The organism is Paenibacillus psychroresistens (assembly GCF_009728935.1).
GTDB classification, from domain to species: domain Bacteria; phylum Bacillota; class Bacilli; order Paenibacillales; family NBRC-103111; genus Paenibacillus_AC; species Paenibacillus_AC psychroresistens.
The window spans coordinates 4404642-4426873 of the sequence record NZ_CP034235.1 but is presented as its reverse complement, the minus strand read 5'-3'; the positions used below and the strand labels follow the sequence as shown (position 1 = coordinate 4426873).

The following is a 22232-nucleotide window of genomic DNA, read 5'->3' as shown; positions in this document are numbered from 1 at the left end:
AGACCTAATTATTAATTAAATGCAAGGCACATGCATGATTACGCAATTCGCTTGCGTCTTATACTCTAGCTAATACATATTATTAAAAAATAAATATCCTTATGCGATTATGTGGAGCATAAGGAAAACGTATGTATAAAATCTATTTATCCTCTTTCTTAAACAAATACTCCAAGTAGTTCAATGCCTCTTTCAACTTCTGCTCATCCACTTCTTTTCCGTTTCTAAGTAAACTTTCTGACTTTTCTAGATATCCCTTAATTTTAGCATCTTTAGCAAGTGATTCTTCGGAGCTGTCAGTAAACATGTCAAAAGAGTTTTCAACCCTACCTAACAGATAATCAACGGACACTTTGAATTTATCTGCTAATTTTGTTAAAACCTCAACTGGAGGGATATTCGTGTTTGATTCATACTTAGCAACATTAGAGCGCTGCATTCCAATCTCTTCCGCCAGTTGATCTTGTGTATAATTTTTGCTAATTCTTAACTCCCGTATTCTCTCGCCTAACCCCACATCAATCAACCCCTTAATTATATATTTAGATTACATGTATTATAAATCACAATAATATTACTTGCGTGATTATTAGTCACTATGCTATAGTATGTCCCATGGAGGTGAAATATGCAGAATCAACAAAGTCGAAAAGGTCCTAAGATGCTAATTACAGATAACACGAAAAGACCGGGATTTAAAAAGCGTCGAAATTCAATAGGGTCTCAAAGCGAAGTGGCCTTAAAAGTGAGGGTGTCAACTGATTCGCTTCGCAGTGCAGAAAATGCGTTTATGAACCCGAGCCTTTATGTTGCAATTAAGTATTGTCTATGTATGGACACAACGCTTGAAGAGCTTTTCCCTGACTTGTTCGAGCAAGCCAGAACAGAATTAAACTTAATAAATATGTGATTCTTACTAACGTATTTATTATACTATGTGATCTAAAATCACGCAATTGGAACAGGTGTTCTAAATGCCTTATTTTCCCATGACTACAGTGTTCCTAATAATCACTATTTCATTAAAAACGTGACCCAATTTAAAAGGAGGCAACTATATGATCGAACAACAGATTCGTTTAATGGTTCAAACCGAAGTCGCTGCACAGCTTGAAGCAATATTCGGAACGCTGCCAGAGGTTCAAAAAGCTGAAATCGAGCCACTGGATATACACGCTATCATTTCAAGATTCCTTCAGGAGATGGGCATACCAGCTCATATCAAAGGTTACCAGTTCTTGCGAGAAGCCATTACAACTGTTTATGAGGATGGCGATGCAATCAACACTTTAACAAAGGGTCTTTATCCGGCAATTGCAACAAAGTTCAATACACTGCCTACTCGGGTCGAACGTGCTATGAGGCATGCAATTGAAATCGCTTGGACGCACAGCAACCTTGAAACCATCACTGAGCTGTTTGGGTATGTGCTTAAAACCAATAAGTTCAAACCAACCAATGGACATTTTATTGCAATGGTAGCGGACAAGCTGCGGATTGAACACAAATGAGCACCGACCCTTGCGTTGTTGGAGGCTACGTTCTTTTAGGTCTCGTGCTTCTAATGATCATTCACGGAATCGTAACTGCAAGGTCAGGTGATGGTGCATGAAGTGGTTGTTACTAGTCGGCTTTGCATTAATAGGACTGTTTTATTACGGCTTCGCCAAATATGTAAAAACCGTTCCTGAGGTAAAAGAATGACTTTATAGAAAGGATTGATCTGATTGACAAATGAACTGGATTTAAGAGAACTCATTCCTCAGGAATTGTTTGATGAAATCAAGGAGGAGCCCAAAACTACGCTTAAAGCTGTTGATGAAGTGGATGCAGGATTCTTCGTTAGCGAATCACTTCCTAATTTCACAATGACTTTGTATCACGGCGAAGATGGAAATTATTATGTTGAGATTTTGCAAAACGAGCCTATCGGAGATTACGGCAGCCATATGGTTAGCTACTGGCACAAATGCAATGACAATGAAGCGGTTGAAAAGATCGTGGAGGGAATTCTCGCTTGATAGAACCCCCTAACCAAGAATCGTACACCAGAGTAAGACACATCGATTTGCTAGATGCACCTAAAGTTGAACACGATCCTGAGCTTCAGGAGATCAAGGAATTAGCCGCTTTAAAAATAAGGAAGCCCGTTGGGGACTAGGAGGAAACATGGACCCTAAAACATTGCTTTACATGGGCCAGAGAGTTGATGCGGCTCGGGAGTTACAAAAGAAGATTGACCACTTAAAAGACCGCTTGGCTATGGTTTCTAAGGGATTTAAAGTTATCAGCATCCAATATGAGAGTACTTCGTTTTCATTAACTGATTGGGGAAAACGTATTGAAGTCATGAGTTATACCGCGCTTACTGAGGTTTATATGATCAATCTCTACTTCGATATGACAAGGGATCAGATCAAGTTGCTTGAGAAGGAGTTGGCAGAACTTTGACATCCTTAACCCTAATCATTCTAGCCCTTGCCTGTTACCGCCTCACGCACCTTATTGTGTTTGACCTAATCTTTGCACCTATCCGGGACTTATTCGTTACAAGGGATTTCGAAACAATGACCTTCACACTTCAAGGCGGTCGGATACGCAGTGTAATTGGTAGAATTTTAATTTGTCCGTGGTGCTCCAGTTTATGGGTTTCTGTTCTAATCACTATAAGCTATTACTATTTTGAATCAATTACTTATTGGATTTGTCTATTATTAACACTATCAGCTTTCACTAGTTTAATAGAAACGGCTTGGATGAAATCAGTCGGGTTCCCCGGGATGAAGCCAAGTACGAACAAGGAGGAAAACAAGAATGGGTAATCCAGCATATTCGAAAAAGCAAGAACATTTAAGCAATTGCGTTTCGCGGAGGTTCGCTAATCCTAAGCAGGAATTGAAGGTACAAACCATTGCAGGCGTTATCCGTGATGCTGTAAAGGGCAAGGGTGGTTATAACTCACCAAAAGCTGGGCATCGTCCGTATGGCGAGAAGCGAGTCAAGAAGACTCCTTACAAATGGGGAACGCTAGGTTTGTCCTCAGTATCGGAAGCCATTAAAAAGGATCAAGTAGTTATCTCAAAGCGTTCAATTCGCAGGAGAATGGTAAGCCACAACAGCCAGTTCGTCGCCTATACGATTGGCAAAGCCATAACTCAGCTTCCATTCAAAGTTATCCAGCAGGCAGCGAAAGCGCATGCCTACAAGGACAAGATCAGTTCTCGTAAGTGGAGAAAGGCGGCTGGGGATAGATGATCGTTAAATTTATCGAGCTAGTCCTTCATAATTTCAAAGCAGTTCGTGATCTGAGTTTAGATTACACTGACGTTTTGAAACTCACTGGTAAGAACGGGGAGGGCAAGACAAGCATCGGAGAAGCCCCAGTTTGGATTATGTGGGGCAAGGATTTATTCGGAGCAGATTATACCAAAGGTATTTCTAGCCCGCGTCCGACCACTTATGAATACGATAAGGTATTTGCCTCAATCCTGTTATCTATTGATGGATCGGAATATAAATTTGCTAGAGAAATAGATGGATCAAGCAATAATTTTTATGTAAATGATGTGGGCAAGACCGCTTCTGAATTTAAAGATTCTGTTTCCAAACACTTCGAGCAAGATGAATTCATGGCACTTTATTATCCGGGATACTTCTTTAATCTCCACAAGGACAAGCAACGCGAACAATTGGTCCAAGCCGTCCCAGTACCGCTTAATAAAATGGTTTTCGAGGAAATGTCTCGACTGTCTCCAGATCAAGATCGCAAAGATATTAAGTTGAATCCTCAGGCTGAGAAGTTGGCGGAGATGTTCAAAAAGCAAAGTGTTGATGATATAAAAGCAATTCATGCTGGACCTAAAAATAAGAGTGGTTTGAATGCAAAACTTAAAACCGATCATATCTCAGCTCAGAGTAAAACCAAAACTCTCAAAGAACAGTTGCAACGCCTTCCATCGGTAGTAATTGACATTGCTTCAAAACAAACCGCAGTCTCTGTATTCGATACTCAAATCACTGAAATTGAAAAGGTAATTGCGACTGCAGGCGAAACAAATTCGGTTCATACATCTTTGCAAAACAAAGCCACCGAAGCCCAACGCTTGGTTAATTTATCAAAAGACAAATGGCTGCCACTTAGAGATGAAGTGATTGAGGATACTTGCAAGACCTGTAAGCAACCTGTGCTAGCCGAATCACTTGCTGCCGTCACTTCTGATAAAGATCGTCGCAAAACGGAGTATCAAGCTAATCATAAGGCGCTCGTAGCTGCTAGGGATGAAGCGAACCAACTGCTTGCTGAAGCTAAATACATCGACGTTACTGAACAATTCCAGAATATTCGTGATCTTGAGCAAAAGCGTAATCCTCTATTAGAAGAGATTCGCAATCAACAGGAACGCGAACGCTTAACGGCAGATGTTGAAAAGGCTAAAACGGATGAGGAAAAAGTGCTTGCTGATTTGCGAGAATCAACCTTTATTCTGGACGCTGTTAAGGCTTTTAAATCCAAAGAAACCGAGATACAGGCTGAATCAATTCAGGCGATGTTTACTAGCTTATCAGTGCGATTGCACAAATACGTGAAATCAAATGATGAGTGGGAACCTGATTTCAGCGTTCAGATGAACGGTAAAGATTTTGTCAGCCTATCATTCGGGGAAAAGATTACTGCAGGTCTTGAATTAACGGAGGTTCTTTTCAAAAATTCCAACTTGATTACTCCTGTTTTCGTAGATGGAGTTGGAGAATACACCGGAGAGTACAAAGTGTTTGATCAATTAATTACGGCTCAAGCGGTATTAGGCCAAGCATTACAAATCAATGGGAAAGAGGTGGCTGCATGAAATTAACCCAAGCGCAATTAAATGAACTTTTCAAAGACGGCAAGGTCAAGGATCTAAACGTTGCCATAGTCAAGCAAGGCGATTGGACACAGGAGGGAAGATGGCAGAAAGCGGAGATCATTTTCACTGATGGTGATAAGAGTTTTAAAGCATTCGTCACCCGAGCTGCTACCCCTAAAGAGGATTGGCTGCTTGAAGATTACGGAGATGCCAAGGTCGAAGAAGTCCGCAAGATGAAGAAAACTATAGATTTTTGGGAGGTAGTTGTAGTTGGCTAATCAAATTGTTGAATACAAAAAGTTTACCTTTGGCGACCTGGACGAAACAATGATCCAGACTATTCATGAAACCATTGCTAAGGATTGCACCGAACCACAATTCAGGTTGTTTATGACCATCGCTAAATCACTTGGAGCTAATCCACTGCTTAATGAAATCTATCCAACCGTATATTCCGGTAAATTAACTCCTCAGTTCGGTATTGGCTTTTATGTCACCCAAGCTCGTAAACATAAAGATTATCGCGGTTATGATGTACAGCTGGTTCATGAGAATGACGAATTCAGCATGCATCAAGAAAAGGATGAAGGCGACGAACGCTATTATACCGTTATTGATAAGCATAGCTGGGGTTTCCCTAGAGGTAAAATTATAGGCTGCTACGCATTCGCTTATAGGGAAGGGTTCAAACCATTCTCGGTTGTAATGGGGATCGAGGAAGTGGATCATCTCCGCAATTCCAATATCGGTATGCAAAAGGCGATGTGGAATAACAACACTGGCGATATGTTCAAGAAACATATTTCCAAGCGGGCTTTAAGTGCTGGTTTCGGATTAGGGTTTGATGATGAGGAATTGTCTGGAGATACAGGCGGGAATGAGCCTTATGTTAGGAAAGAAATCAACCCAGAAGCGGATCCGGTTATTATCACTGAGCCGGTAACCAAGACCACTAAAACAAGAGCTTCAGAAGCTGCGGGCGCTGTTGAAGCGGAGGTAACGCCTATAGATGAAGTTGCCGAGCGCAAAGTAGTCAACGGCACCATTAAGGCCAAACTGAAAGAATTGGGAATTACCACAGATGCAGCCATTCTCGATTATATGAATACCAACATGAAGGCAGCAACACCAGATTCCCCGACGCTTGCTGAGCGTAAAACCTTACTAAAGTTCATTGAAAAACAAATCGCCGATAAGAGCGATGAGCTTGAACCTTGATGGAAGTAAAAATCATAGCTGGAGGATCGGGCGGCAATGTTATCGCCGTTCGGTCCAATGACACCATTATCATTATCGAGTGTGGTTTGCCCAAAACAAAAATCGAAAACCTGCTGATCCAAAACGGATTTAATCCAACCGATATTCAAGCCATTTTTATTACTCATCCACACCAAGACCATGTGCAGGGAATTGGGTTAGCAAATAAATACAGGATCCCAGTTTATGCTTCTGAAGGAACTTGGAAAAATGAAAAGTACATGCAGACGGTAGAAGAGGATTTGCGGAATGTTGCCACTGTTGCGGACGAGATCAATATCGAGAATGAGTTTTTCATTACACCATTCAGCACCCATCATAACGACTTTGATCCATTCGGGTTCGTGGTCATTGGGGATAAAGGGAACCGGCTTTCCATTTGCTTAGATAGCGGAATTGTGGATCAAACCATGATTGAAGCTATGGCGGGATCAAACATCTTTATTATTGAAGCGAATCACGATTTGGACCTGCTGATTAATGGAGAGTATCACGAACAATTGAAGGCTCGTATTTCTTCTGATTTAGGGCATTTGAGCAATGAGCAGACAGCCGAGGCGCTTGCTCAACTCATTGTAGGTAAGGGCGAGCGAATCATATTGACCCATTTATCAAAGCAGAACAACACTCCCGAGCTAGCTGAGAAGGCTGTCGAGGATGCGCTGGAAGCTAAAGGATTTGAAAGAGTGTTTGATTATCAATTGGAGGTCATTAGATGAAAGTTAAATTGTTAGTTAATAAAGGCGACATCAAGAAAGGCGAGATATTCGAAGCAAGGATAATCCCGTTTATGTTCGGGACCGCTTATCAATGCATTGAAGGCAAACTCATGGGAATTGGATTTCAGACTAACGATGTTTTCGAATTGGATGAATTGCCAATCAACCAAGAGGAATTTACCCAGTTACAACAAGAAAACCTCCAGAAGCGCGAAGAGGTGCGAATCTTAATGGGTCATCGTTCAGAGCTTCATGGCAAGGTAGTACGGCTTGAAAGTCGGGTTAAGCGTTTGGATGAACGGAATATCGATAAGCACCTTAAGGTTACGAAGTTGAATGAGGAACTTAGCAAAGCTTGGACGGCTTATAATGCGGAACACGAAGCAAGGATTCTTTTGGAAGCAACTCTCGAAGCTGCAATATTGGATCACCAGCCGGTACCATTGCCGCAAGTAATCATTGACGCTTTGGTTTACTACGACAAGCCAGATTCATCATTAACCAAGTGGGGGATATTGGAATGTATTTTAAAGGAGCCTTGCGATCTTGCCAAAAATGCCAGGATGGAAATGTTTCGATTAGATATCGATGATCTTGTTTTTAAAGCCCTTGTGGTTGGCTACATCGTCGAGCAGCCTGTAATTGATCCAGTAACCGAACTTGCTGGCATGTTGAATAATTGGGTTGATCGAGATTACTCGGAAGATGTTTCCGTCACTGAGCAGAACAAAGGATTTGCTAAGGAAATCATTGATTTTGTGGAAGGCATTAAGAAATAAGCGGGTGGCACTATGAGTTTAATGAAAGAAAAAATGTTCTTGTGTGGCGATTATGTCAATGCCTATCAATGCGACCAATGCGAAGAAGAGCGTTGCTGCTCTTTCCAACATTGGGCAGATAAAAACTTCACGCTTTGTAGTAAATGCTTGGAAGCGGCTTATAAGGAATTATTCCAGATACCATTACCTGGTACTTCTAAGAAGAAAAAGAAAATTTCAGTCAGGCTTAGACTCGCCATTTTCAAAAGGGATTCTTACAAGTGCAAATATTGTGGATATGGCGAGGATTTAGAGGCTGATCATGTCGTCCCTGAATCAAGAGGCGGTGAAACAAGCATTGATAATTTGGTCACAGCTTGTAAGGTCTGTAATCAAAAGAAGGGCGCAAGGACACCGGAAGAGGCTAACATGAAATTAATGCCACTAAGCAGGTGAAAGAATGGCAAACGTTCAACCGGATAAATACACCATGGTTGCCAACGAACTATTGGAGCAGGTACCCAAGTTTAAATTCAACGGAACCCAACTCCGCATTATCTTAATTGTCTGGAGATACACTTTTGGATTCAAAAGAAAGGACTCTGATTTTTCATTAACCTTCCTTCAAAAAGCTCTTGGATCACACAAAAATCTAATCAGCCGAGAAGTTCAGTTTTTGATCGAAAAACGAGTGTTGAAAGTGGTTTCGGAGGGTACTTTTACCGAATCTAGGACGCTTCGCTTCATTAAAGACTACGACACTTGGTTGATCGAAAGGGGGTCAACTAAAAAGGTGGGGGGCAACCAATTAGTTGATACCCAGTCAACCAATAGTGGGACTCCCCCAGTCAACCAATTAGGTGACCAAGAAAGAAAAAGATCTTTAAAGAAAATCTTTAAAGAAATATATAGTCTCGAGGAGGAAGAAATGCTTTTCTCTAAACTTAAGGAATTGGTCAAAGCCATTTATGAACATTGGAACGAATGCCGCTTAGTGAAGCATAGGGCATTAAATCCTCAAATTGAGTTGCAAGTGAAATGGGCTCTGGAGAGTTATTCGTTCGATGAACTGAAACAAAGCATTTCAACGTATTCGGATATTTTGAATAATGCCGGTTATGTGCTTACCACAAGATGGAGCTTGGATGATTTCTTGGGCAAGCGCCACTTTGAGAAATTCTTAGCTGATCGGGACCCTTATAGCTATTATCCGATGGTTAAGAAAAATGCTCAGGTCAGCCAAAACGAACAGCTTATGCGAGAGATTGGGGAGGGCATGCAACTTGAACAAAGTAGAGGTAAAGCAACTCTTCTTGATCATTAATAATTGTTATCCCAATTTTCAGTATGACGATATAAAAACGGAAATCTGGACCGATATGCTAAAAGGAGTCTCCTTTGAAACGGGTCAAAGGAACTTAAGGGATCATATCGCGGCGAGCCGTTATTCACCTACTATTTCAGATATCGTTCAGCAAACCTCCAAAGAGGACCGCGAAATCTTATTACGCAATGCCGACCTAGCTTTTGAACAATACGTGAATGAGGGAGGTGATCCCTATAAATACGTACCTGGAGATGGATCCGGATATAAGAAACTTGGAGGCTGAGCAAGCAGTCTTGGGTGCAATCTTCTTGGACCCCGCAGCATTAGATAAAATCGACTTTTTAGAAGAACGAGATTTTTCAAGAATGTCGCACGAACTTATCATGAATGCGATGCGAAAGCTGCGGGAGAGAAACGAACCTGTCGACTTGATTACAGTCACCAATAGACTCCAAAAGTTTGGAAGACTTCTAGAAGTGGGGAACGTTTCTTATCTGGCAGAACTGGAGAACAGCGCCCCTACAGCTTCCAATATCGAATCATATGCCAAAATCGTTCGAACGGCAGCTCATAAAAGGCGAATTGTCGCATTAGGTAAAAAGCTCATCGGTCTTGCTCAAGAGGAATTTGAATCGGATGAAGATTTGTTTTGCTCAGTAGATGATGAAGTCATGGAGATAAAGCCTAAGACCACTTCAAAAATGAAGAGCTTTGCAGAAATGCGGAAAGACTATTTCACCCACTTAAAAACCAAAGCAGCTAAATTGCTGAGCGGATTTAAAGACTTTGATGATTGGGCTCAATTGTGGCTCGGGTGGCTTTATATCCTAGCAGGCCGTCCAAGCGTAGGTAAAACTGCAAAGGCTTTACAGATGGCTTATGGCATATCCAAAGAAAACAAAGATGTTGGATGTGTTGCGATCTTTAGCCAAGAAATGAGCTTCACCGAAGTCATTGATCGAATGGTTTCCAATATAGCAGGCGTGAATTATACCAGGCTAATTAATAAAGGCGATGAAGGTAGATTCCGCGAGAACGAATGGACCCGAATCAATGCAGCCTATGATGAAGTGGAAAAAATGAAATTGTTTGTGCAAGATTCTGCTGGAGTAACTATTGATGAGATTGAATCCACTTCTCGGAATTTAGAGAGGGAACACGGCAAAGTATCCTGCATCCTTGTTGATTACCTTCAGATAATGGGAATTAACGAAAAGCGCGGTGAAAGTCGTTCTTCTGCAATCGGTCGTGTTACTCGGAGATCTAAGAACATCGCACGTAATCGGAAATGTGTTTTCATCATGCTTTCCCAATTGGATAGACAGGTTGATGAAGGTGAACCCAAAATGAAGCATTTGAAAGAGTCAGGCAGCATTGAGCAGGATGCGGATGTGATTGAGGCTTTATACGATACAGGCGATCGAGATAACGGTGTTAAAATCATTGACTCTATTTTCTTGAAAGGTCGTAACGTTGGGCTAAACAGATTTAGGTACCGCTTCGAATGGTGGTATCAACGCTTTGTCCCTTATAAGAAAAAGGAAGATGATGCAGCTTGATAATTAGAGATGACGTTCATTATGAAAAAGGATTGAAGTGGTTGGCAGGCGAGGCTGAGCGATTGGAAGAGTTGGAGATACATGATAAGTTAGCTCGGCCTGAATGGAAGGCAGAGTTGCTAATTAATTACAACAAAGCAGAAGGCAACCTCTTAATGTATCAACGGGCGAAAAACGTTCTTGCTTATCCAGAGCTTAAAACAGAATACAGGGAGATTGGTTGGGCATTTGAAGAACCTGCCCCTGAGATTGTACCTGAACCAATCGCCCTACCTGCTCCAATAGCTAATAATTGGCTTAACGAAGATTAAGCAATCATTCAACCCAAAATATTTTAGGAGGCAGCCATGTACAGACCATTCCTTCAAATCATTCATAGGTCTACATTAAATTTTAGTCCAGAAGCAATCGCAGCACACCAAGCAGCAAAACCATTACCTCTTGAATTGGAAAGCTGGCTTAAAATCGAGGTGCCATTATCCATTACATTCGACTCTCCGCAATGTACTCATTTTTCAGCAGGGGCATCATTAAGGAGGTTGGCTGCTAAATATGGTGCAAACCACATTCAAAATGTATGTGAAGCGCAAGAAACCACCAGTCAATAAAATTGAGTTAATCCAGTATTGGAAAGGCATTATCGACTTAGGAGCCCGAGAGTTGATCGTTGATAACTTCGCAGGAGGCGGAGGGGCCAGCACAGGAATTGAACAAGCCACTGGCTGCAGCGTAGATTATGCCATTAACCACGATCCAGATGCAATCGCAATGCACAAGGCTAATCACCCTGACACTATTCATTTTTGCGAGTCTGTTTGGGATATTGACCCGCGAGACATATCTCAAGGTCGCCCTGTTGGATTGGTTTGGCTATCTCCAGACTGCAAACACTTTTCAAAAGCGAAGGGTAGCAAGCCAGTTGAAAAAAGTATTCGCGGGTTAGCGTGGGTTGCCATTCGATGGGCGGCTACGGCCCGGCCAAGAGTTATCATGCTCGAGAACGTAGAGGAATTTAAAACATGGGGCCCAATTATCCCAGATGATGAAGGTAATTTTTATCCGGACCCTAAACAAAAAGGCAGAACATTCAAGTCATTTATAAATGCTTTAATGGCCCAAGGCTACGAAGTGGAATGGAAAGAAATGCGGGCATGTGATTACGGAGCGCCAACTATTCGCAAACGATTCTTTTTAGTGGCTCGGTGTGATGGATTGCCAATCGTTTTCCCCGAACCAGTTCTAGGAGATCCGGACGGACCACAGGTAAATGCTAATAAATTATTGCCGTGGCACGATGTATCGGAAGTTATTGATTGGACCATTCCAGCGAAGTCAATATTTGGACGAAAAAAGGATCTTGTCCCAAATACGCAACGCCGAATTGGATTAGGTACTTGGAAGTGGGTCATTAATGATTCGAACCCATTTATTGCACCAGTGCCATTCGATGCAGATAACAATAACTCTGAATTGGTTTCCGCTTTTTTAATTCAATATCACAGTTACGGCGACGGAGTAAGGGGGCAAGCATTAACTCAACCACTACTCACGATTGACACATCTAATCGATATGGCCTTGTGACGGCTCACATGATGAAGATGAAGGGGACCAACATTGGTCAGGCAATGGACACGCCACTCCATACAATTACAGCCGGCGGTATTCATTTCGGAGTTGTCCAGTGCTTTCTTATTCAATACAACGGAGCGAGTATTGGGCAGGATTTAAATAGACCGCTCGGAACGGTGCCAACGCATGACAGATTTGGGCTAGTGATGGTACACGGAACACCTTATCAAATTTATGATATCAGGCTACGAATGCTTGTCCCGCGCGAATTGTTCGGAGCTCAAGGGTTTCCAGAAGAGTATATTATCGACCAAGATCACGAAGGCAAACCTTACCCTATTTCAAAACAAGTAGCCAGGTGTGGGAATAGCGTTTCGCCTCCAATGTCTAAGGCTTTGGTTAAGGCAAATTTACCGCATATGTGTACCGGCTCAGGTAAAGTTTTAGCTTTCCATCGCTACGATCCAGCAGTTAAAGCAAATGGACAGCTGGAACTATCGATATGAAAAAGCTCAACTGGACAAAAGCCACTCTCGGACAACTTTACACAATCGCACTCTATGACCACGACTGCCATTACTCTCATAAACTAGCAGCGCGTTATGAGATTCGCAGGCGGTTTATGGCTTCAAAAGCAAAAATCAAATATGTGGAGAAGAGGTGAGACATGTTCAAACGAACAAAAAAAGCATCTGACCCTAATGCAATCGAACCGACCAAACTAAACTCTAGCAAAGTGATTGTTAACCTTAGGAGCGGAAATTCAAAGAAGGTAACGAAGGCAATGTTGGAGGGGTTTAAAACCAGACCATATGACAAGGATATCTATTTTGTATTCGGCTCGGGATTGGAAGCTAAGTATTATACAGAGGAACTGCTGCCAAAAATTAATGCAGGCAAGATTCTTGTTAGATTTCAGCCTAGGTTTGAAATACTGAAGAAGCTTGAAAAGGATGGCGTTAAGCATCTAGCGATTACGTATACTCCCGATTTTGGCATTACTCCAATCGAGCACTTTGGGCAGGTTCTGTTATATGGGACTGAATACTTTGTTGATGTGAAAGGAATGTCGAACGAAACATTCCCGCTTAAACACAAGATGTTTGATGCAGCGTATCCCGATTTTCCGGCTCTAGTTGTGATGAAGCACTGGAAAGCTCGCGGTGGGTGGATGACACTCAAGGAATTCGATGCAATTAAAAAGGCTGACAAGAAGGCTGGAAAGCTCGCGGCGGTGAAAGAGGCATGAGAATCTATAAAAAGCCACCAGAACCAAACCCAAGCAGCAACACTTTAACAACTAGACTCGTGACAGAAGAAGAGGCTGCAAAACTGGGTATTCCTTTCAAAGGAGTTAGTGTCTTTAATGGAAAACCGTTGACACCAAACTTTAATAAGAGTGGACATTACAAACCCAAGATGATGCGCAAGCAGGAATATTTGGATAAGCGTGTATCTGGAATGAGTCGCGAACAGATTGCAGAGGAATTGAACATTCAAGTGCCCAGCCTATACAAATGGTTGCGACAGTGGGATATCAAAAAGCCAGAAGATGAATTGGCAGCTATGGAGGCGTTGGATGTTAAATGAAATGGACTTAACCATCTGGGACTTCGAGACTTCGGGTCTTGATCCATTAAAAGAGCAAGTAATCGAAATGGCTGCTCTCAAGATTCACAAGGGCATCATAACAGGCTCATTCAATTGCTTCGTGAAGCACGACAAACAATTAAGCCAAAAGATAACGGAACTCACTGGAATCGTTGATGATGATCTAAAGGATGGCTTTGACGAAGACATTGCATTTAAAATGCTCAAGCAGTTCATGGGCAACAACATCATAGGTGCGCACAATGCAACTTTTGACCTTGCTTTCCTGCACCATTCTCGCATGCGGCTATTCAACCAAAGCTTCAGCAATAGTTTCATAGACACGCTGACGATTGCTAGAGATCGAGTGCCGTTCCCTCACAAACTCACTGACCTTACTACAAGGCATAACATTGAGATGGACACAGCCCACAGAGCCCTTGCTGATGTTTATGGCTGTTACAAGCTTCTGCAACATTACGATAAAGAGGAATCTGTAGAGCCTTGGATCAATCGGCTAGGGTACGTTAAAAAGTGGGGACCAGCGACTTGGTATCCCGAACATGCAAAACCATTTGAGCAAGGATATAAAAACTGAGAGGAGTTCATTCCATGGCAATGACAAAAGAGCAGTATCTAATCTTAAGGAAATCAGGAATACGGCGAAATGAAATTCAAATAGAGTATTTCGGCAACGACAGCATCACCTTTAGGACATTTCTGTCCATGGTTGGCTTGCTGCCACTCGAAACGGAATTACTCGCAATACGAGACTTTGTAAAACCCGTTGAAATCAAAGATGAGAAATTGCCATTTGAACCAACGAAACGGGTGGCCAAGGGAGAAAAGAGTGATACGAAACAAAAGGGCAGAAAGTTGACTTTCCCGCACGTAAACAAAGAATTCATCGAAGCCGCTTTTGCACAAGGCAAAACAGCCGCGCAGATTGAACGCGAGGAAGGTTTAAATTCGGGAACTATTTTCTCCCGAGTTAGCAAATGGGGCATTGTTAATCCGAACGCAAACAAGAAGGTAGCTGTGCAACAAATTGTAGAAATTAAACATGAGCCAGAGGAAATCGTACAGGAAATTGCCGAAAATGATCAAGGTGATCCAGTCATTGTGCAACCGCCAGAGTTACCACCAAATGTCCAAACGAAAGAAGTGGCAGTTGAAACAATCAAAGATGAGCAGCTAACTCAATTCATTTACTTCCAGATTCCGATTATCAAAGATTATCTGATTGCTGATAGAGGGCTTGCTGATTTGTTTGGTGCAGTACAACTTGCGGCAACAAGGAATATTGACTTGGTTCAGTCGGCAGAAGAGCTATTCGTTGTTATGCAGCGTTATACCCAATTACTACATGTGCAAATGGAAACTTTAATTGTTGAGGGTAACCCAGCAGAACACGTTCAGAAGTTTATTCAAAAGCACAATACGATTCACATCAACAAACAGACGGCGACAGAATAGGTCACGTAAGCCCCATATTTAGCCCACGACGGAAGTTTCTGACTTTCGGAGGATAGTTGCAGGGGTCAAACCAAACATACGCTCCTGCGAACAGATGGGAACGTCAAGAGAGGAGATGGGTAATCATGCAAAATTATGCTTTTTACGAATGTGAGTCTTGTAGCTTAGGATACGCAATTGAAGAATCATCCGGAATAGAAGAACCTTCATGCCCTTCGTGCATTTGTGACAACAATCGATTTGTTGGAGTAGTCGAGCTCCCTATGCCATTGCCGATCATTGAAACTAAATCATGAGTTTTTACATGAACGAAGCGCAAATCAATTTAAGTATTGAATCCAATCTTAAATGCATTGAGGATGAGCTGGCAACAATAGCCCAAATCGAAAAGCAAGTCATTGCGGATCGCAAACTTAAGAAGCCTACAAACAATGCGGATGACGTTAAATATTTTGACGATATGATCAAACGCAGTCAAGAAAACATCCTCATGGGGGAACGGGTTATCAAAGCTCGTCACAAGCAATTAGAAAAAGGTTTAAGTGTTGAAGAGGCGTTCAAGCAAGTAGATCAGGAATCGGATGGACAGTTAGGGTTATTCGATTAAAGGGAGAGATTATTGTGAGAATCGTAATTGAGAAATTTTATGACAACGAAGGCGTTGAAATTGGCGAGCTCGTTATTGAGTCAGACGGAATGCAATTCAGCATAAGAAAATATAAAAAGTCAGAAAAAGCGGAATCGGGCTTTAATCAAGAGATTCACGGACATTATCTTTCTTTGGCAGGGGCTGTAAAAGGTGTGGTTCGTATGAAGATCATGGAAAGCACAACGACGACACTGCGAGAACTGATTGAGGACTTGAAGCGGATCGAGGCTTGGATTCATGAACAGATTCAGATTTAAGAAAAGGTGATTAGATGGAAAACCGGATCTTTTCTAACCATCCAGGTAGCACACTAAGCAAACTCCTGACATTACAAGCTGAACTTGTTATCAAAGCAAAGGATCCTGAACGGGGCATGTATGAAATTGATCAATATCAGCTATATGTCCATGTGATTGACGTAATTATTAAAAATAGTACATCAGAACGGGAACTTGAAAGCCAGTACATCAATACAAAAAACAACCTCTCTACTCTTAAAATGGTTTTGAATGCCTCTAAATTGATATTTGCAGAAGAAGTGGAACTCGGAGGTTTAAGTGTTCCAAACGAGAAAGGGCAAATAAGTTTTGCTTGGTAGAATAATCGATTTGTCAATTAAACCAAAAGGAAGTGTTTGAATGAGCGCAGTTATCGTAAATATCGAATTTACTGAAATGAAAAAGAACAAAAAGGAGAGTTTGAAATTTACTCTCAAGGGTGATGATTCACAGGGAATTGGCAAAAGGCTCTACGATCTAGCGGGCAGCATTGTCCATATGGAAATAAAGGATTGCGCTGTTGGTAAATTCCCCGCTGAATTTGTGGACATTAAGAAATCTGCAAAAGGTGTTGTGGCTAACTTCTTACTCAAAGGAGATTTATCGGATGAAAAGAGCGGACAAATTTATTCACATTCAGGCGGCACAGCAGTTGAATTGACTCTGGAATCTTCGCAAATGAGTATTGAGGATTTCCACGACCCTGAGACTGAATGGGTAGAAACCGAGGGCGATGAAAAGCAGGCGGGTCTAGAGGTCAAAGTTGATGCTAGCGGAACGGTTGAGCTCGTTGCAAAGAGCGAGGATCCAATGGCAGCTTTTATCGAAGAAACCAAGGCTATTCAGGAACCATCGGATGATGACTTACCTATATAAATAATTTTTGGAATATTTTAAGCGGGAAATGACAAAGCCCCTTCGGGGGCTTCTCCTAAAGGGTGTGGGAATATCCGAAACGATGCTTTAAACCAGATTAATAAGATATTGGACACCAAATGCAATGGCTGCCCCATAAAAATTAAACTAACTGCCGGTTGCAAGGGGAATTACGCACCGCTCGAAAAACACTGTAAGACCATTTGCGAACATGGCACAAAGCTAAGGGAACTAGGCGGAAAGTTAGGGAGAGGAAGGGATAAAAATGGATAAACAATTCGTACAAATCAAAGAGTTTCATATAGCATGTGGTGAAGAAATGGCAAGCAGCCCGACAATGCTTAGCAAAGGTCCACTCATTACAAATAATTGGCTATCAGGTTCAATGTATGAGTTAACACAGGAGATCAAAGCATTATCGAAGATGCAAAGCGATGGTCAAGACTTGGGCGGCATAGTAGCAAAGCGAGTGTCTTGGATGTTGGAGGAATTAACCGAGTTTGCCGCAGCTCACACCATCGAAGATCAAGTAGATGCCTTAATAGATTTGCTCTACTTCACAATCGGTACATTTACCATAATGGGCGTTAAACCAGAAGCCATATTTGATATCGTGCATGCTGCCAATATGGGCAAGGTAACGGACGGTAAGGTGACTCGAAATGAGCAAGGGAAGATTCTTAAGCCTGAAGGCTGGAAAGAGCGCTTTGCTCCTGAGCCTAAGATAATTGCTGAGATTAATAAACAAATGGGGTTGAAATGAAACTCTCCACTCAAGCCAAAATAGCACAAAGGGTTACCGAGCTCCTTTACCCAGCAATTGTTACAGGCAAGAATTATATCTTTAGTTCCCATCATGGTCGGGTAGAGCGATTTGTTGTAAGTGTCGGAAGGTATGTCCTTTATCGTAAACCCAGCGGATTCGGGCAATGCCCGCTTGCAACCTTTCAACGGCTTTATGAACAATATGGAGTGGAGGAAAAACAATGAAGGCATTGGAGATATTAGAGAAATTAGAAAGTGATGTACAGGAAATGAGGGAGTCAGGTGATACCGATTTAAGAATGGTCATCGGCTTAATCCGAGCTGCTAAAAAGGAAGTTGAACCCCATGAGTAAATACACCCGCGAACAAATCGAAGCTATGACACCCGAACAGCTGAAGCGATCCGTAGCAACGGATGTGATGGGGCTGAGCGTCTACCATTACGACAAGGATTTCGAAGCAAATTGTTATTACATGTTGGTGGATGGAATTGATCCTGTAGCTCCATTCGATGGACTAACAACGGGTGAGCGAAAAACGGAAGAGGAAGCTTGGTCGGATTGCCCCGATTATTTAAATGATATTGCGGCAGCGTGGAAAGTTATTGAGGAAATGCAGGTTAAGGGATTTGCGACCGTCTTACAAAGACTAGGTGATTACTTTGCACCAGACGATTTATGGGAATGCCAATTTGGGCACATGCCAATGGCAAAGGATGAATCTGCACAAGTCGTGATATGTAAAGCCGCCTTACTTGCAGTGATACAAGATGAGAAGAAATCATACTTTCACGACCCAGACGATGAACTTCCCTTCTAAATGGAACAAGCGCCAACAGGGGAACTATTGGCGCTCTATCAACCAGACAAATGGAGTGAGCCAAAGGCTCCTTAGTATTGTTACCAAGTTTATCTAATTTATTCGTTTAAATAACCCTGAGGAGCTGAGGGGATGAAGGAAGAAAAGTTACCGGAATTGGACGAGCGCGGGTTTATGAAGGATTGGAATGATCTCAAATTATCATATCGAGGCACATTGCGAATGCTACAGAAAAAGGGTAAGCAGCTCGAATGTGATTTAGAAAAGGCCATAGCATTAAATGTAGATCTCGATTCAATAATGAAAGATATCGATTTTATTAAGGACATGATAACGGACGTTAACCTAGCAATTAACTGGCTACATACTGGTAAAATGCCAGGTAGCAAGAGAGGCATCGAAAGACGATCTGCATATCAAAAAAACAAACTAATGGACCCGTTAAGGATGCAAGCATTCTCTAATCAATATAATTCGCGGAGCGCATCAACTTTAACTGATTGGCAAAGGTATCAACTTGAGGATGCTTTGAGCCGGTTGAGCCCGCAGCAAAGAGAGTGTTATGAACTAGCTCATGGTGGGTGTTACCCATACGCTGAAATTGCTATTATGCTCGGCATCAGTAAAGGGACGGTCCAAGGCTACGTGGAACGAGCTCAAAAGAAAGTTACGGAAGATTTAAATAGCAGCTTGTTCTTAATATGATAAAGGATGGTGAATCGATGGGGCCAAACGAAACAATTAACGATAAAAACAATACGCTTGATGATTACCCGCCAGTGTTGGAACCAAAACATATTCAACAAATATTGTGCATCGGGCAGAAACAAACTTACGAACTTTTGAATTCAGAACCAAGACCATTCCATTATGTAAGAGTTGGCAGGATGATCAAAGTATCAAAAGATGTGTTTCTAAGGTGGTTGCAAGGCGCATGAAAATATTGGGGAGTAGGGCATACAAGCCTTACTCTTTTTTCGTGCCAATTCATGCCAAAAATTAATTCGTGCCAAATTCGTGCCAAATCAATAAAATGACTAGTGATATCTATTGAGTAATGGAAAGCGGACAAAGAAAAAACCCTTATGGGATAAGGGTTTAAGACTATAATGTATGAATGACCTGAACAGGGATCGAACCTGCGACCTCTACCCTGTCAAGATAGCGCTCTCCCAGCTGAGCTATCAGGTCAAATTAGTGCGACAAGTGTTATAATACCAAGGTTTGGTTGGGTTGTCAACAAATAGCCGCGAACGAATTGCAGAGGGGCCAATTCATTCACGGCTATTGATTCTATGGAAACATTATACAGTTTGTTCCTCTTCTTCGACTCCAGGATTAAATTGTAGGTTTGACTCAAATTCTTCTTCAATTTCACTTGGAGTAGCGTTGAAGGAGCTTTCTGTTTTGTCATGTAATTCTGGGAAATAGTTACTTAGTTCTAAATAATTTTTGCTCATAACACGTATCCTCCTTATTTGGTCCAAATTTTGAGTGGAAGAGCTTATACCTATATAAACCAATTTGGTAAAACTGAAACAACACAAATCAAAAGACCTTACAACGTAAAGTGTAAGGTCTTTAGTATATGCTATTTGCCTAATAAATAGACTTCTCTTCTAATGGAAAAGAATAAAGCTGATGCTTTTTAGCGAAGGTCATCTGTCCGATCTTATCTGTGAAATTCTCCATGTTGTCGCCATAATGCATTAAATAAATAATTTTCTGCATTTCTAGGGGAAGGGTTAATAAATCATCCAACGTAGCGTGTACCGTCTCAGGATTAAAAAGCTGACAATCGTGGAAAATCGCCGTGCAATTTCGTTGATAGAATAAGGTGTTTAGTAGCTTTAAATCAAAACATGTGTCCCCACTATAGAAAAAGTGATCATTTAATAGAACGGCATAACTAGGTTTGTCTGGTATATGTTTGGTTAGAAACGTTTCCAGTGTAAAACCTGATGCTATCTCAGTTCGGACTCCTACTGGAATTTCGTGTACATCGAAATAATCTTCAAGACTAGTAATATTCTCACCGGGATTCTCTAGGCCGCCTCTTAATGAATAATCCCAAATTGCTTGACGCAAGGTTGTTGGGATAAAAAGAACGGGTTTCTTCTTATATGTATACATCATTTGAAACGCATACTCTTCTAATCCGCCTATATGATCAGCATGTAAATGCGTAATAAAAACGCCATCAATTTGATAGGGTTTAATATTGAGCTCGTGCAAAGCTGCTGGGGCCGTAAAGCCGCAATCTAGTAATAGGTTATAGCCTTTGTATTGAACGAGAGCATTTGTGTTGTTATATTTTTTTGAAAATGCCCAGCCAGTACCTAACATTTGAACGGTCAGACTCATGTTGCTCCCCCTTAATCAATAGGTCAAAAAGGACTTTTTATTAATTTAACATTTAATAAGTAAAAACAAAAGTAATAAATGCCAATAAAAGAATATTTTTTTGGAATTTCCGGTCCTTTTGCTCATAAATCGCATAATTTGATGGCATATGGACAAAAAATGGAGGCGAGGACAACAAGATGGGGAAAAAAGTCATTAAGAAAAAAGTCATATCATCCTTAAATCGCAGTCAGTTTAATTTAAAAATGGTAACTTCAGATATATGTGATCACTGTAAGACTCCGTGCAGCAGAGGGATTAGATACAGAGAGTATATGAGAATACCAGGAAGTGTGGGACGTGGTGTTCCGTGTATCTTGACCAGAGGGATAAAGCTGCAATAAGGAATGTTATAATTTGGATCTGTTATTTATGCCCCGCTGCGGTTTCGTTGCAATGGGGCTTATTTGTTTTATTGATAAGAAATCCCTATTATTGGAACAGGTTCAAGATACTGAAAACACTTGGGGCGATTTTAAAAAAATCAAGTTTTTTTTATTATTCTTCGCAACTCTTTAACAACTGCTGAGTATATATTGATATCACAAACACAAGATGCATTTGTTAATGGCGCTAGATTACCTAGTCCAATCTATAGGAGGGAATTAATGAAATGAAAGCCAAACGATTGATTATTTTGACTTTGGTATTCTCAATGGTCTTTGGAGCAACCGTATACGCAGATTCCCTTTGGGGGACTTATAAAGACTTTCCAAAAGCTAAAGTTTTTGTGAATGATTCCGAAGTCACTTTTAAAGAGGGTGAAGTTCCAGCCCTCGTAATTGATGGAAGTACAGTATTACCTATTCGCAAGGTTGCTGAAAAGCTGCAAGCTATTGTGGAATGGAACAAAGATACTATGACAGCTAATATTTATAAACCTAATGTACACATGTTCGTTTCGGAAGAAGTGAAGATTGACAAGAACAAACAGGTTTCAGTTATTAAATCCCCGTTCAGCGTAGTAGAGACAGGGAAAACGGTTGAATTTGCTGTTGTTGTACAAGTCGATGGTCTAAAAGCCGAAGCTACAGGGTTTAAAATTTCCATCATAAAGCCGGATGGTGAAGAAATTGATAGCAAGGAAGTTACGGCAGGCATCACTTCCAATAGCTTATTGCCTTCCATTTTTGGCTATACTAGTTTACCATTTGACCTCAAATTTTCACAAAAGGGTACTTATCTTGTAAGATTCTCTTTCAAGGACAAGGACAATAATTATACGGTTATCTCACAGAAATCAATTGACTCCGTATAAAAGTAAAAAGGCCGACTCGTAATCAGGGTCGTTCTTTTTCTGTTTTATTAAATATAAAGTAAAGGTGACATGCAGGATGCT

The 22232-nt window shown here is 41.3% G+C and carries 36 protein-coding genes, 1 tRNA gene and 1 pseudogene; 34 read left to right on the top strand and 4 right to left on the bottom strand.

Annotated features, from left to right (window positions below):
• Positions 1-142 precede the first annotated feature (142 nt).
• Entirely contained in the window at positions 143-517 is a 375-nt protein-coding gene (locus tag EHS13_RS20240; protein ID WP_162463174.1) for a helix-turn-helix domain-containing protein, read from the bottom strand.
• Positions 518-628: 111 nt separating this feature from the next.
• Here EHS13_RS20240 and EHS13_RS20235 point away from each other — a divergent pair, with 111 nt between their 5' ends.
• The 33 genes and pseudogenes from EHS13_RS20235 to EHS13_RS20080 all read left to right on the top strand — a co-directional run bounded on the left by EHS13_RS20235 (position 629) and on the right by EHS13_RS20080 (position 19428).
• Entirely contained in the window at positions 629-910 is a 282-nt protein-coding gene (locus tag EHS13_RS20235; RefSeq protein WP_155702130.1) for a helix-turn-helix transcriptional regulator, read from the top strand.
• Positions 911-1058: 148 nt separating this feature from the next.
• Positions 1059-1511 (top strand): sporulation initiation factor Spo0A C-terminal domain-containing protein, encoded by a 453-nt coding sequence (locus EHS13_RS20230; RefSeq protein ID WP_155702129.1) that lies wholly within the window; start codon positions 1059-1061, stop codon positions 1509-1511.
• A gap of 216 nt (positions 1512-1727) precedes the next feature.
• A complete protein-coding gene (locus EHS13_RS20225) occupies positions 1728-2021 on the top strand; it encodes a hypothetical protein (protein WP_155702128.1) in 294 nt (97 codons plus the stop codon).
• A 148-nt stretch (positions 2022-2169) separates the two neighbouring features.
• Positions 2170-2451, top strand: a complete 282-nt coding sequence (locus tag EHS13_RS20220; RefSeq protein ID WP_155702127.1) for a hypothetical protein — start codon at positions 2170-2172, stop codon at positions 2449-2451.
• On the top strand, positions 2448-2822 hold the full coding sequence (locus EHS13_RS37565) for a DUF1360 domain-containing protein (RefSeq protein ID WP_155702126.1): 375 nt from the start codon (positions 2448-2450) through the stop codon (positions 2820-2822). Before EHS13_RS20220 ends, EHS13_RS37565 begins: the two co-directional genes overlap by 4 nt.
• Entirely contained in the window at positions 2815-3255 is a 441-nt protein-coding gene (locus EHS13_RS20210) for a hypothetical protein (protein WP_155702125.1), read from the top strand. Before EHS13_RS37565 ends, EHS13_RS20210 begins: the two co-directional genes overlap by 8 nt.
• Complete coding sequence (locus tag EHS13_RS20205; protein ID WP_155702124.1) at positions 3252-4847, top strand: AAA family ATPase; 1596 nt, start codon at positions 3252-3254, stop codon at positions 4845-4847. Before EHS13_RS20210 ends, EHS13_RS20205 begins: the two co-directional genes overlap by 4 nt.
• Positions 4844-5125: a hypothetical protein gene (locus tag EHS13_RS20200; RefSeq protein ID WP_155702123.1), complete on the top strand. Its 282-nt coding sequence runs from the start codon at positions 4844-4846 to the stop codon at positions 5123-5125. The genes EHS13_RS20205 and EHS13_RS20200 overlap by 4 nt, the downstream gene beginning before the upstream one ends.
• Positions 5118-6065 carry a RecT family recombinase gene (locus EHS13_RS20195; RefSeq protein ID WP_155702122.1) on the top strand — a complete coding sequence of 316 codons (948 nt, stop codon included), beginning with the start codon at positions 5118-5120 and terminating at the stop codon, positions 6063-6065. Before EHS13_RS20200 ends, EHS13_RS20195 begins: the two co-directional genes overlap by 8 nt.
• Positions 6065-6823 carry an MBL fold metallo-hydrolase gene (locus tag EHS13_RS20190; protein ID WP_155702121.1) on the top strand — a complete coding sequence of 253 codons (759 nt, stop codon included), beginning with the start codon at positions 6065-6067 and terminating at the stop codon, positions 6821-6823. Before EHS13_RS20195 ends, EHS13_RS20190 begins: the two co-directional genes overlap by 1 nt.
• Entirely contained in the window at positions 6820-7602 is a 783-nt protein-coding gene (locus EHS13_RS20185; protein ID WP_155702120.1) for a hypothetical protein, read from the top strand. Before EHS13_RS20190 ends, EHS13_RS20185 begins: the two co-directional genes overlap by 4 nt.
• Before the next feature lie 12 nt (positions 7603-7614).
• Positions 7615-8037 (top strand): HNH endonuclease, encoded by a 423-nt coding sequence (locus tag EHS13_RS20180; protein WP_155702119.1) that lies wholly within the window; start codon positions 7615-7617, stop codon positions 8035-8037.
• 4 nt (positions 8038-8041) lie between these two features.
• A complete protein-coding gene (locus EHS13_RS20175; RefSeq protein ID WP_155702118.1) occupies positions 8042-8905 on the top strand; it encodes a replication protein in 864 nt (287 codons plus the stop codon).
• Positions 8865-9191: a replicative helicase loader/inhibitor gene (locus EHS13_RS20170; protein ID WP_162463173.1), complete on the top strand. Its 327-nt coding sequence runs from the start codon at positions 8865-8867 to the stop codon at positions 9189-9191. Before EHS13_RS20175 ends, EHS13_RS20170 begins: the two co-directional genes overlap by 41 nt.
• Positions 9160-10467 carry a replicative DNA helicase gene (locus tag EHS13_RS20165; protein ID WP_155702116.1) on the top strand — a complete coding sequence of 436 codons (1308 nt, stop codon included), beginning with the start codon at positions 9160-9162 and terminating at the stop codon, positions 10465-10467. The genes EHS13_RS20170 and EHS13_RS20165 overlap by 32 nt, the downstream gene beginning before the upstream one ends.
• Positions 10464-10778, top strand: coding sequence for a hypothetical protein (locus EHS13_RS20160; RefSeq protein ID WP_155702115.1), 315 nt, complete (start codon positions 10464-10466; stop codon positions 10776-10778). Before EHS13_RS20165 ends, EHS13_RS20160 begins: the two co-directional genes overlap by 4 nt.
• Before the next feature lie 36 nt (positions 10779-10814).
• A complete protein-coding gene (locus EHS13_RS20155) occupies positions 10815-11075 on the top strand; it encodes a hypothetical protein (RefSeq protein ID WP_155702114.1) in 261 nt (86 codons plus the stop codon).
• Positions 11020-12543, top strand: a complete 1524-nt coding sequence (locus EHS13_RS20150; protein WP_227013447.1) for a DNA cytosine methyltransferase — start codon at positions 11020-11022, stop codon at positions 12541-12543. The genes EHS13_RS20155 and EHS13_RS20150 overlap by 56 nt, the downstream gene beginning before the upstream one ends.
• Positions 12544-12704: 161 nt before the next feature.
• Positions 12705-13286: a DUF1064 domain-containing protein gene (locus EHS13_RS20145; protein WP_155702112.1), complete on the top strand. Its 582-nt coding sequence runs from the start codon at positions 12705-12707 to the stop codon at positions 13284-13286.
• Positions 13283-13627: a helix-turn-helix domain-containing protein gene (locus EHS13_RS20140; protein ID WP_155702111.1), complete on the top strand. Its 345-nt coding sequence runs from the start codon at positions 13283-13285 to the stop codon at positions 13625-13627. Before EHS13_RS20145 ends, EHS13_RS20140 begins: the two co-directional genes overlap by 4 nt.
• Positions 13617-14225, top strand: a complete 609-nt coding sequence (locus EHS13_RS20135) for a 3'-5' exonuclease (protein WP_155702110.1) — start codon at positions 13617-13619, stop codon at positions 14223-14225. The genes EHS13_RS20140 and EHS13_RS20135 overlap by 11 nt, the downstream gene beginning before the upstream one ends.
• Positions 14226-14239: 14 nt before the next feature.
• Positions 14240-15103: a hypothetical protein gene (locus tag EHS13_RS20130; protein ID WP_155702109.1), complete on the top strand. Its 864-nt coding sequence runs from the start codon at positions 14240-14242 to the stop codon at positions 15101-15103.
• A gap of 292 nt (positions 15104-15395) precedes the next feature.
• Positions 15396-15710: a hypothetical protein gene (locus EHS13_RS20125; protein ID WP_155702108.1), complete on the top strand. Its 315-nt coding sequence runs from the start codon at positions 15396-15398 to the stop codon at positions 15708-15710.
• 14 nt (positions 15711-15724) lie between these two features.
• Entirely contained in the window at positions 15725-16009 is a 285-nt protein-coding gene (locus EHS13_RS20120; protein ID WP_155702107.1) for a hypothetical protein, read from the top strand.
• Positions 16010-16023: 14 nt separating this feature from the next.
• The gene (locus EHS13_RS20115) at positions 16024-16350 is read left to right on the top strand and encodes a hypothetical protein (RefSeq protein ID WP_155702106.1); all 327 of its coding nucleotides are present in this window, start codon (positions 16024-16026) and stop codon (positions 16348-16350) included.
• 40 nt (positions 16351-16390) lie between these two features.
• Positions 16391-16906 (top strand): hypothetical protein, encoded by a 516-nt coding sequence (locus EHS13_RS20110; protein ID WP_155702105.1) that lies wholly within the window; start codon positions 16391-16393, stop codon positions 16904-16906.
• A gap of 72 nt (positions 16907-16978) precedes the next feature.
• On the top strand, positions 16979-17179 hold the full coding sequence (locus tag EHS13_RS37560) for a zinc-finger domain-containing protein (protein ID WP_155705442.1): 201 nt from the start codon (positions 16979-16981) through the stop codon (positions 17177-17179).
• Positions 17180-17354: 175 nt separating this feature from the next.
• Positions 17355-17669: pseudogene (locus EHS13_RS20100) on the top strand (pyrophosphohydrolase domain-containing protein); the annotation flags it as partial.
• Positions 17666-17896, top strand: coding sequence for a hypothetical protein (locus EHS13_RS20095; RefSeq protein WP_155702104.1), 231 nt, complete (start codon positions 17666-17668; stop codon positions 17894-17896). The pseudogene EHS13_RS20100 and the gene EHS13_RS20095, both read left to right, overlap by 4 nt.
• Positions 17893-18024 carry a hypothetical protein gene (locus EHS13_RS37225; protein ID WP_264373536.1) on the top strand — a complete coding sequence of 44 codons (132 nt, stop codon included), beginning with the start codon at positions 17893-17895 and terminating at the stop codon, positions 18022-18024. The genes EHS13_RS20095 and EHS13_RS37225 overlap by 4 nt, the downstream gene beginning before the upstream one ends.
• Positions 18017-18490, top strand: a complete 474-nt coding sequence (locus tag EHS13_RS20090; protein WP_155702103.1) for a BC1872 family protein — start codon at positions 18017-18019, stop codon at positions 18488-18490. The genes EHS13_RS37225 and EHS13_RS20090 overlap by 8 nt, the downstream gene beginning before the upstream one ends.
• Before the next feature lie 132 nt (positions 18491-18622).
• The gene (locus tag EHS13_RS20085; protein ID WP_227013446.1) at positions 18623-19195 is read left to right on the top strand and encodes a sigma-70 family RNA polymerase sigma factor; all 573 of its coding nucleotides are present in this window, start codon (positions 18623-18625) and stop codon (positions 19193-19195) included.
• A 17-nt stretch (positions 19196-19212) separates the two neighbouring features.
• Entirely contained in the window at positions 19213-19428 is a 216-nt protein-coding gene (locus EHS13_RS20080; protein WP_155705439.1) for a DNA-binding protein, read from the top strand.
• Between the two features lie 180 nt (positions 19429-19608).
• Here EHS13_RS20080 and EHS13_RS20075 read toward each other — a convergent pair.
• From EHS13_RS20075 to EHS13_RS20065, 3 genes are all read right to left on the bottom strand, one after another.
• A tRNA-Val gene (locus EHS13_RS20075) sits at positions 19609-19681 on the bottom strand.
• A gap of 113 nt (positions 19682-19794) precedes the next feature.
• Complete coding sequence (locus EHS13_RS20070) at positions 19795-19950, bottom strand: hypothetical protein (RefSeq protein WP_155702102.1); 156 nt, start codon at positions 19948-19950, stop codon at positions 19795-19797.
• A 139-nt stretch (positions 19951-20089) separates the two neighbouring features.
• Entirely contained in the window at positions 20090-20854 is a 765-nt protein-coding gene (locus EHS13_RS20065; protein ID WP_155702101.1) for an MBL fold metallo-hydrolase, read from the bottom strand.
• Positions 20855-21506: 652 nt separating this feature from the next.
• Between EHS13_RS20065 and EHS13_RS20060 the strand changes: the two genes are divergently transcribed.
• The gene (locus tag EHS13_RS20060; RefSeq protein WP_155702100.1) at positions 21507-22151 is read left to right on the top strand and encodes a stalk domain-containing protein; all 645 of its coding nucleotides are present in this window, start codon (positions 21507-21509) and stop codon (positions 22149-22151) included.
• The last annotated feature ends 81 nt before the right edge of the window (positions 22152-22232 follow it).

Excerpts from the sequence above, each read along its gene's own strand:
- EHS13_RS20065 (WP_155702101.1), bottom strand. The coding sequence starts at position 20,854 with ATGAGTCTGACCGTTCAAATGTTAGGTACTGGCTGGGCATTTTCAAAA.
- EHS13_RS20205 (WP_155702124.1), top strand. The coding sequence starts at position 3,252 with ATGATCGTTAAATTTATCGAGCTAGTCCTTCATAATTTCAAAGCAGTT.
- EHS13_RS20085 (WP_227013446.1), top strand. The coding sequence starts at position 18,623 with ATGAAGGAAGAAAAGTTACCGGAATTGGACGAGCGCGGGTTTATGAAG.
- EHS13_RS20155 (WP_155702114.1), top strand. The coding sequence starts at position 10,815 with ATGTACAGACCATTCCTTCAAATCATTCATAGGTCTACATTAAATTTT.
- EHS13_RS20200 (WP_155702123.1), top strand. The coding sequence starts at position 4,844 with ATGAAATTAACCCAAGCGCAATTAAATGAACTTTTCAAAGACGGCAAG.
- EHS13_RS20190 (WP_155702121.1), top strand. The coding sequence starts at position 6,065 with ATGGAAGTAAAAATCATAGCTGGAGGATCGGGCGGCAATGTTATCGCC.
- EHS13_RS37225 (WP_264373536.1), top strand. The coding sequence starts at position 17,893 with ATGAAGGCATTGGAGATATTAGAGAAATTAGAAAGTGATGTACAGGAA.
- EHS13_RS20080 (WP_155705439.1), top strand. The coding sequence starts at position 19,213 with ATGGGGCCAAACGAAACAATTAACGATAAAAACAATACGCTTGATGAT.
- EHS13_RS20070 (WP_155702102.1), bottom strand. The coding sequence starts at position 19,950 with ATGAGCAAAAATTATTTAGAACTAAGTAACTATTTCCCAGAATTACAT.
- EHS13_RS20140 (WP_155702111.1), top strand. The coding sequence starts at position 13,283 with ATGAGAATCTATAAAAAGCCACCAGAACCAAACCCAAGCAGCAACACT.
- EHS13_RS20125 (WP_155702108.1), top strand. The coding sequence starts at position 15,396 with ATGAGTTTTTACATGAACGAAGCGCAAATCAATTTAAGTATTGAATCC.
- EHS13_RS20235 (WP_155702130.1), top strand. The coding sequence starts at position 629 with ATGCAGAATCAACAAAGTCGAAAAGGTCCTAAGATGCTAATTACAGAT.
- EHS13_RS20175 (WP_155702118.1), top strand. The coding sequence starts at position 8,042 with ATGGCAAACGTTCAACCGGATAAATACACCATGGTTGCCAACGAACTA.
- EHS13_RS20090 (WP_155702103.1), top strand. The coding sequence starts at position 18,017 with ATGAGTAAATACACCCGCGAACAAATCGAAGCTATGACACCCGAACAG.
- EHS13_RS20110 (WP_155702105.1), top strand. The coding sequence starts at position 16,391 with ATGAGCGCAGTTATCGTAAATATCGAATTTACTGAAATGAAAAAGAAC.
- EHS13_RS20165 (WP_155702116.1), top strand. The coding sequence starts at position 9,160 with ATGGATCCGGATATAAGAAACTTGGAGGCTGAGCAAGCAGTCTTGGGT.
- EHS13_RS20180 (WP_155702119.1), top strand. The coding sequence starts at position 7,615 with ATGAGTTTAATGAAAGAAAAAATGTTCTTGTGTGGCGATTATGTCAAT.
- EHS13_RS20115 (WP_155702106.1), top strand. The coding sequence starts at position 16,024 with ATGGAAAACCGGATCTTTTCTAACCATCCAGGTAGCACACTAAGCAAA.
- EHS13_RS20130 (WP_155702109.1), top strand. The coding sequence starts at position 14,240 with ATGGCAATGACAAAAGAGCAGTATCTAATCTTAAGGAAATCAGGAATA.
- EHS13_RS20150 (WP_227013447.1), top strand. The coding sequence starts at position 11,020 with ATGGTGCAAACCACATTCAAAATGTATGTGAAGCGCAAGAAACCACCA.
- EHS13_RS20220 (WP_155702127.1), top strand. The coding sequence starts at position 2,170 with ATGGACCCTAAAACATTGCTTTACATGGGCCAGAGAGTTGATGCGGCT.
- EHS13_RS20095 (WP_155702104.1), top strand. The coding sequence starts at position 17,666 with ATGAAACTCTCCACTCAAGCCAAAATAGCACAAAGGGTTACCGAGCTC.
- EHS13_RS20210 (WP_155702125.1), top strand. The coding sequence starts at position 2,815 with ATGGGTAATCCAGCATATTCGAAAAAGCAAGAACATTTAAGCAATTGC.
- EHS13_RS20185 (WP_155702120.1), top strand. The coding sequence starts at position 6,820 with ATGAAAGTTAAATTGTTAGTTAATAAAGGCGACATCAAGAAAGGCGAG.
- EHS13_RS20135 (WP_155702110.1), top strand. The coding sequence starts at position 13,617 with ATGTTAAATGAAATGGACTTAACCATCTGGGACTTCGAGACTTCGGGT.
- EHS13_RS20230 (WP_155702129.1), top strand. The coding sequence starts at position 1,059 with ATGATCGAACAACAGATTCGTTTAATGGTTCAAACCGAAGTCGCTGCA.
- EHS13_RS20060 (WP_155702100.1), top strand. The coding sequence starts at position 21,507 with ATGAAAGCCAAACGATTGATTATTTTGACTTTGGTATTCTCAATGGTC.
- EHS13_RS20145 (WP_155702112.1), top strand. The coding sequence starts at position 12,705 with ATGTTCAAACGAACAAAAAAAGCATCTGACCCTAATGCAATCGAACCG.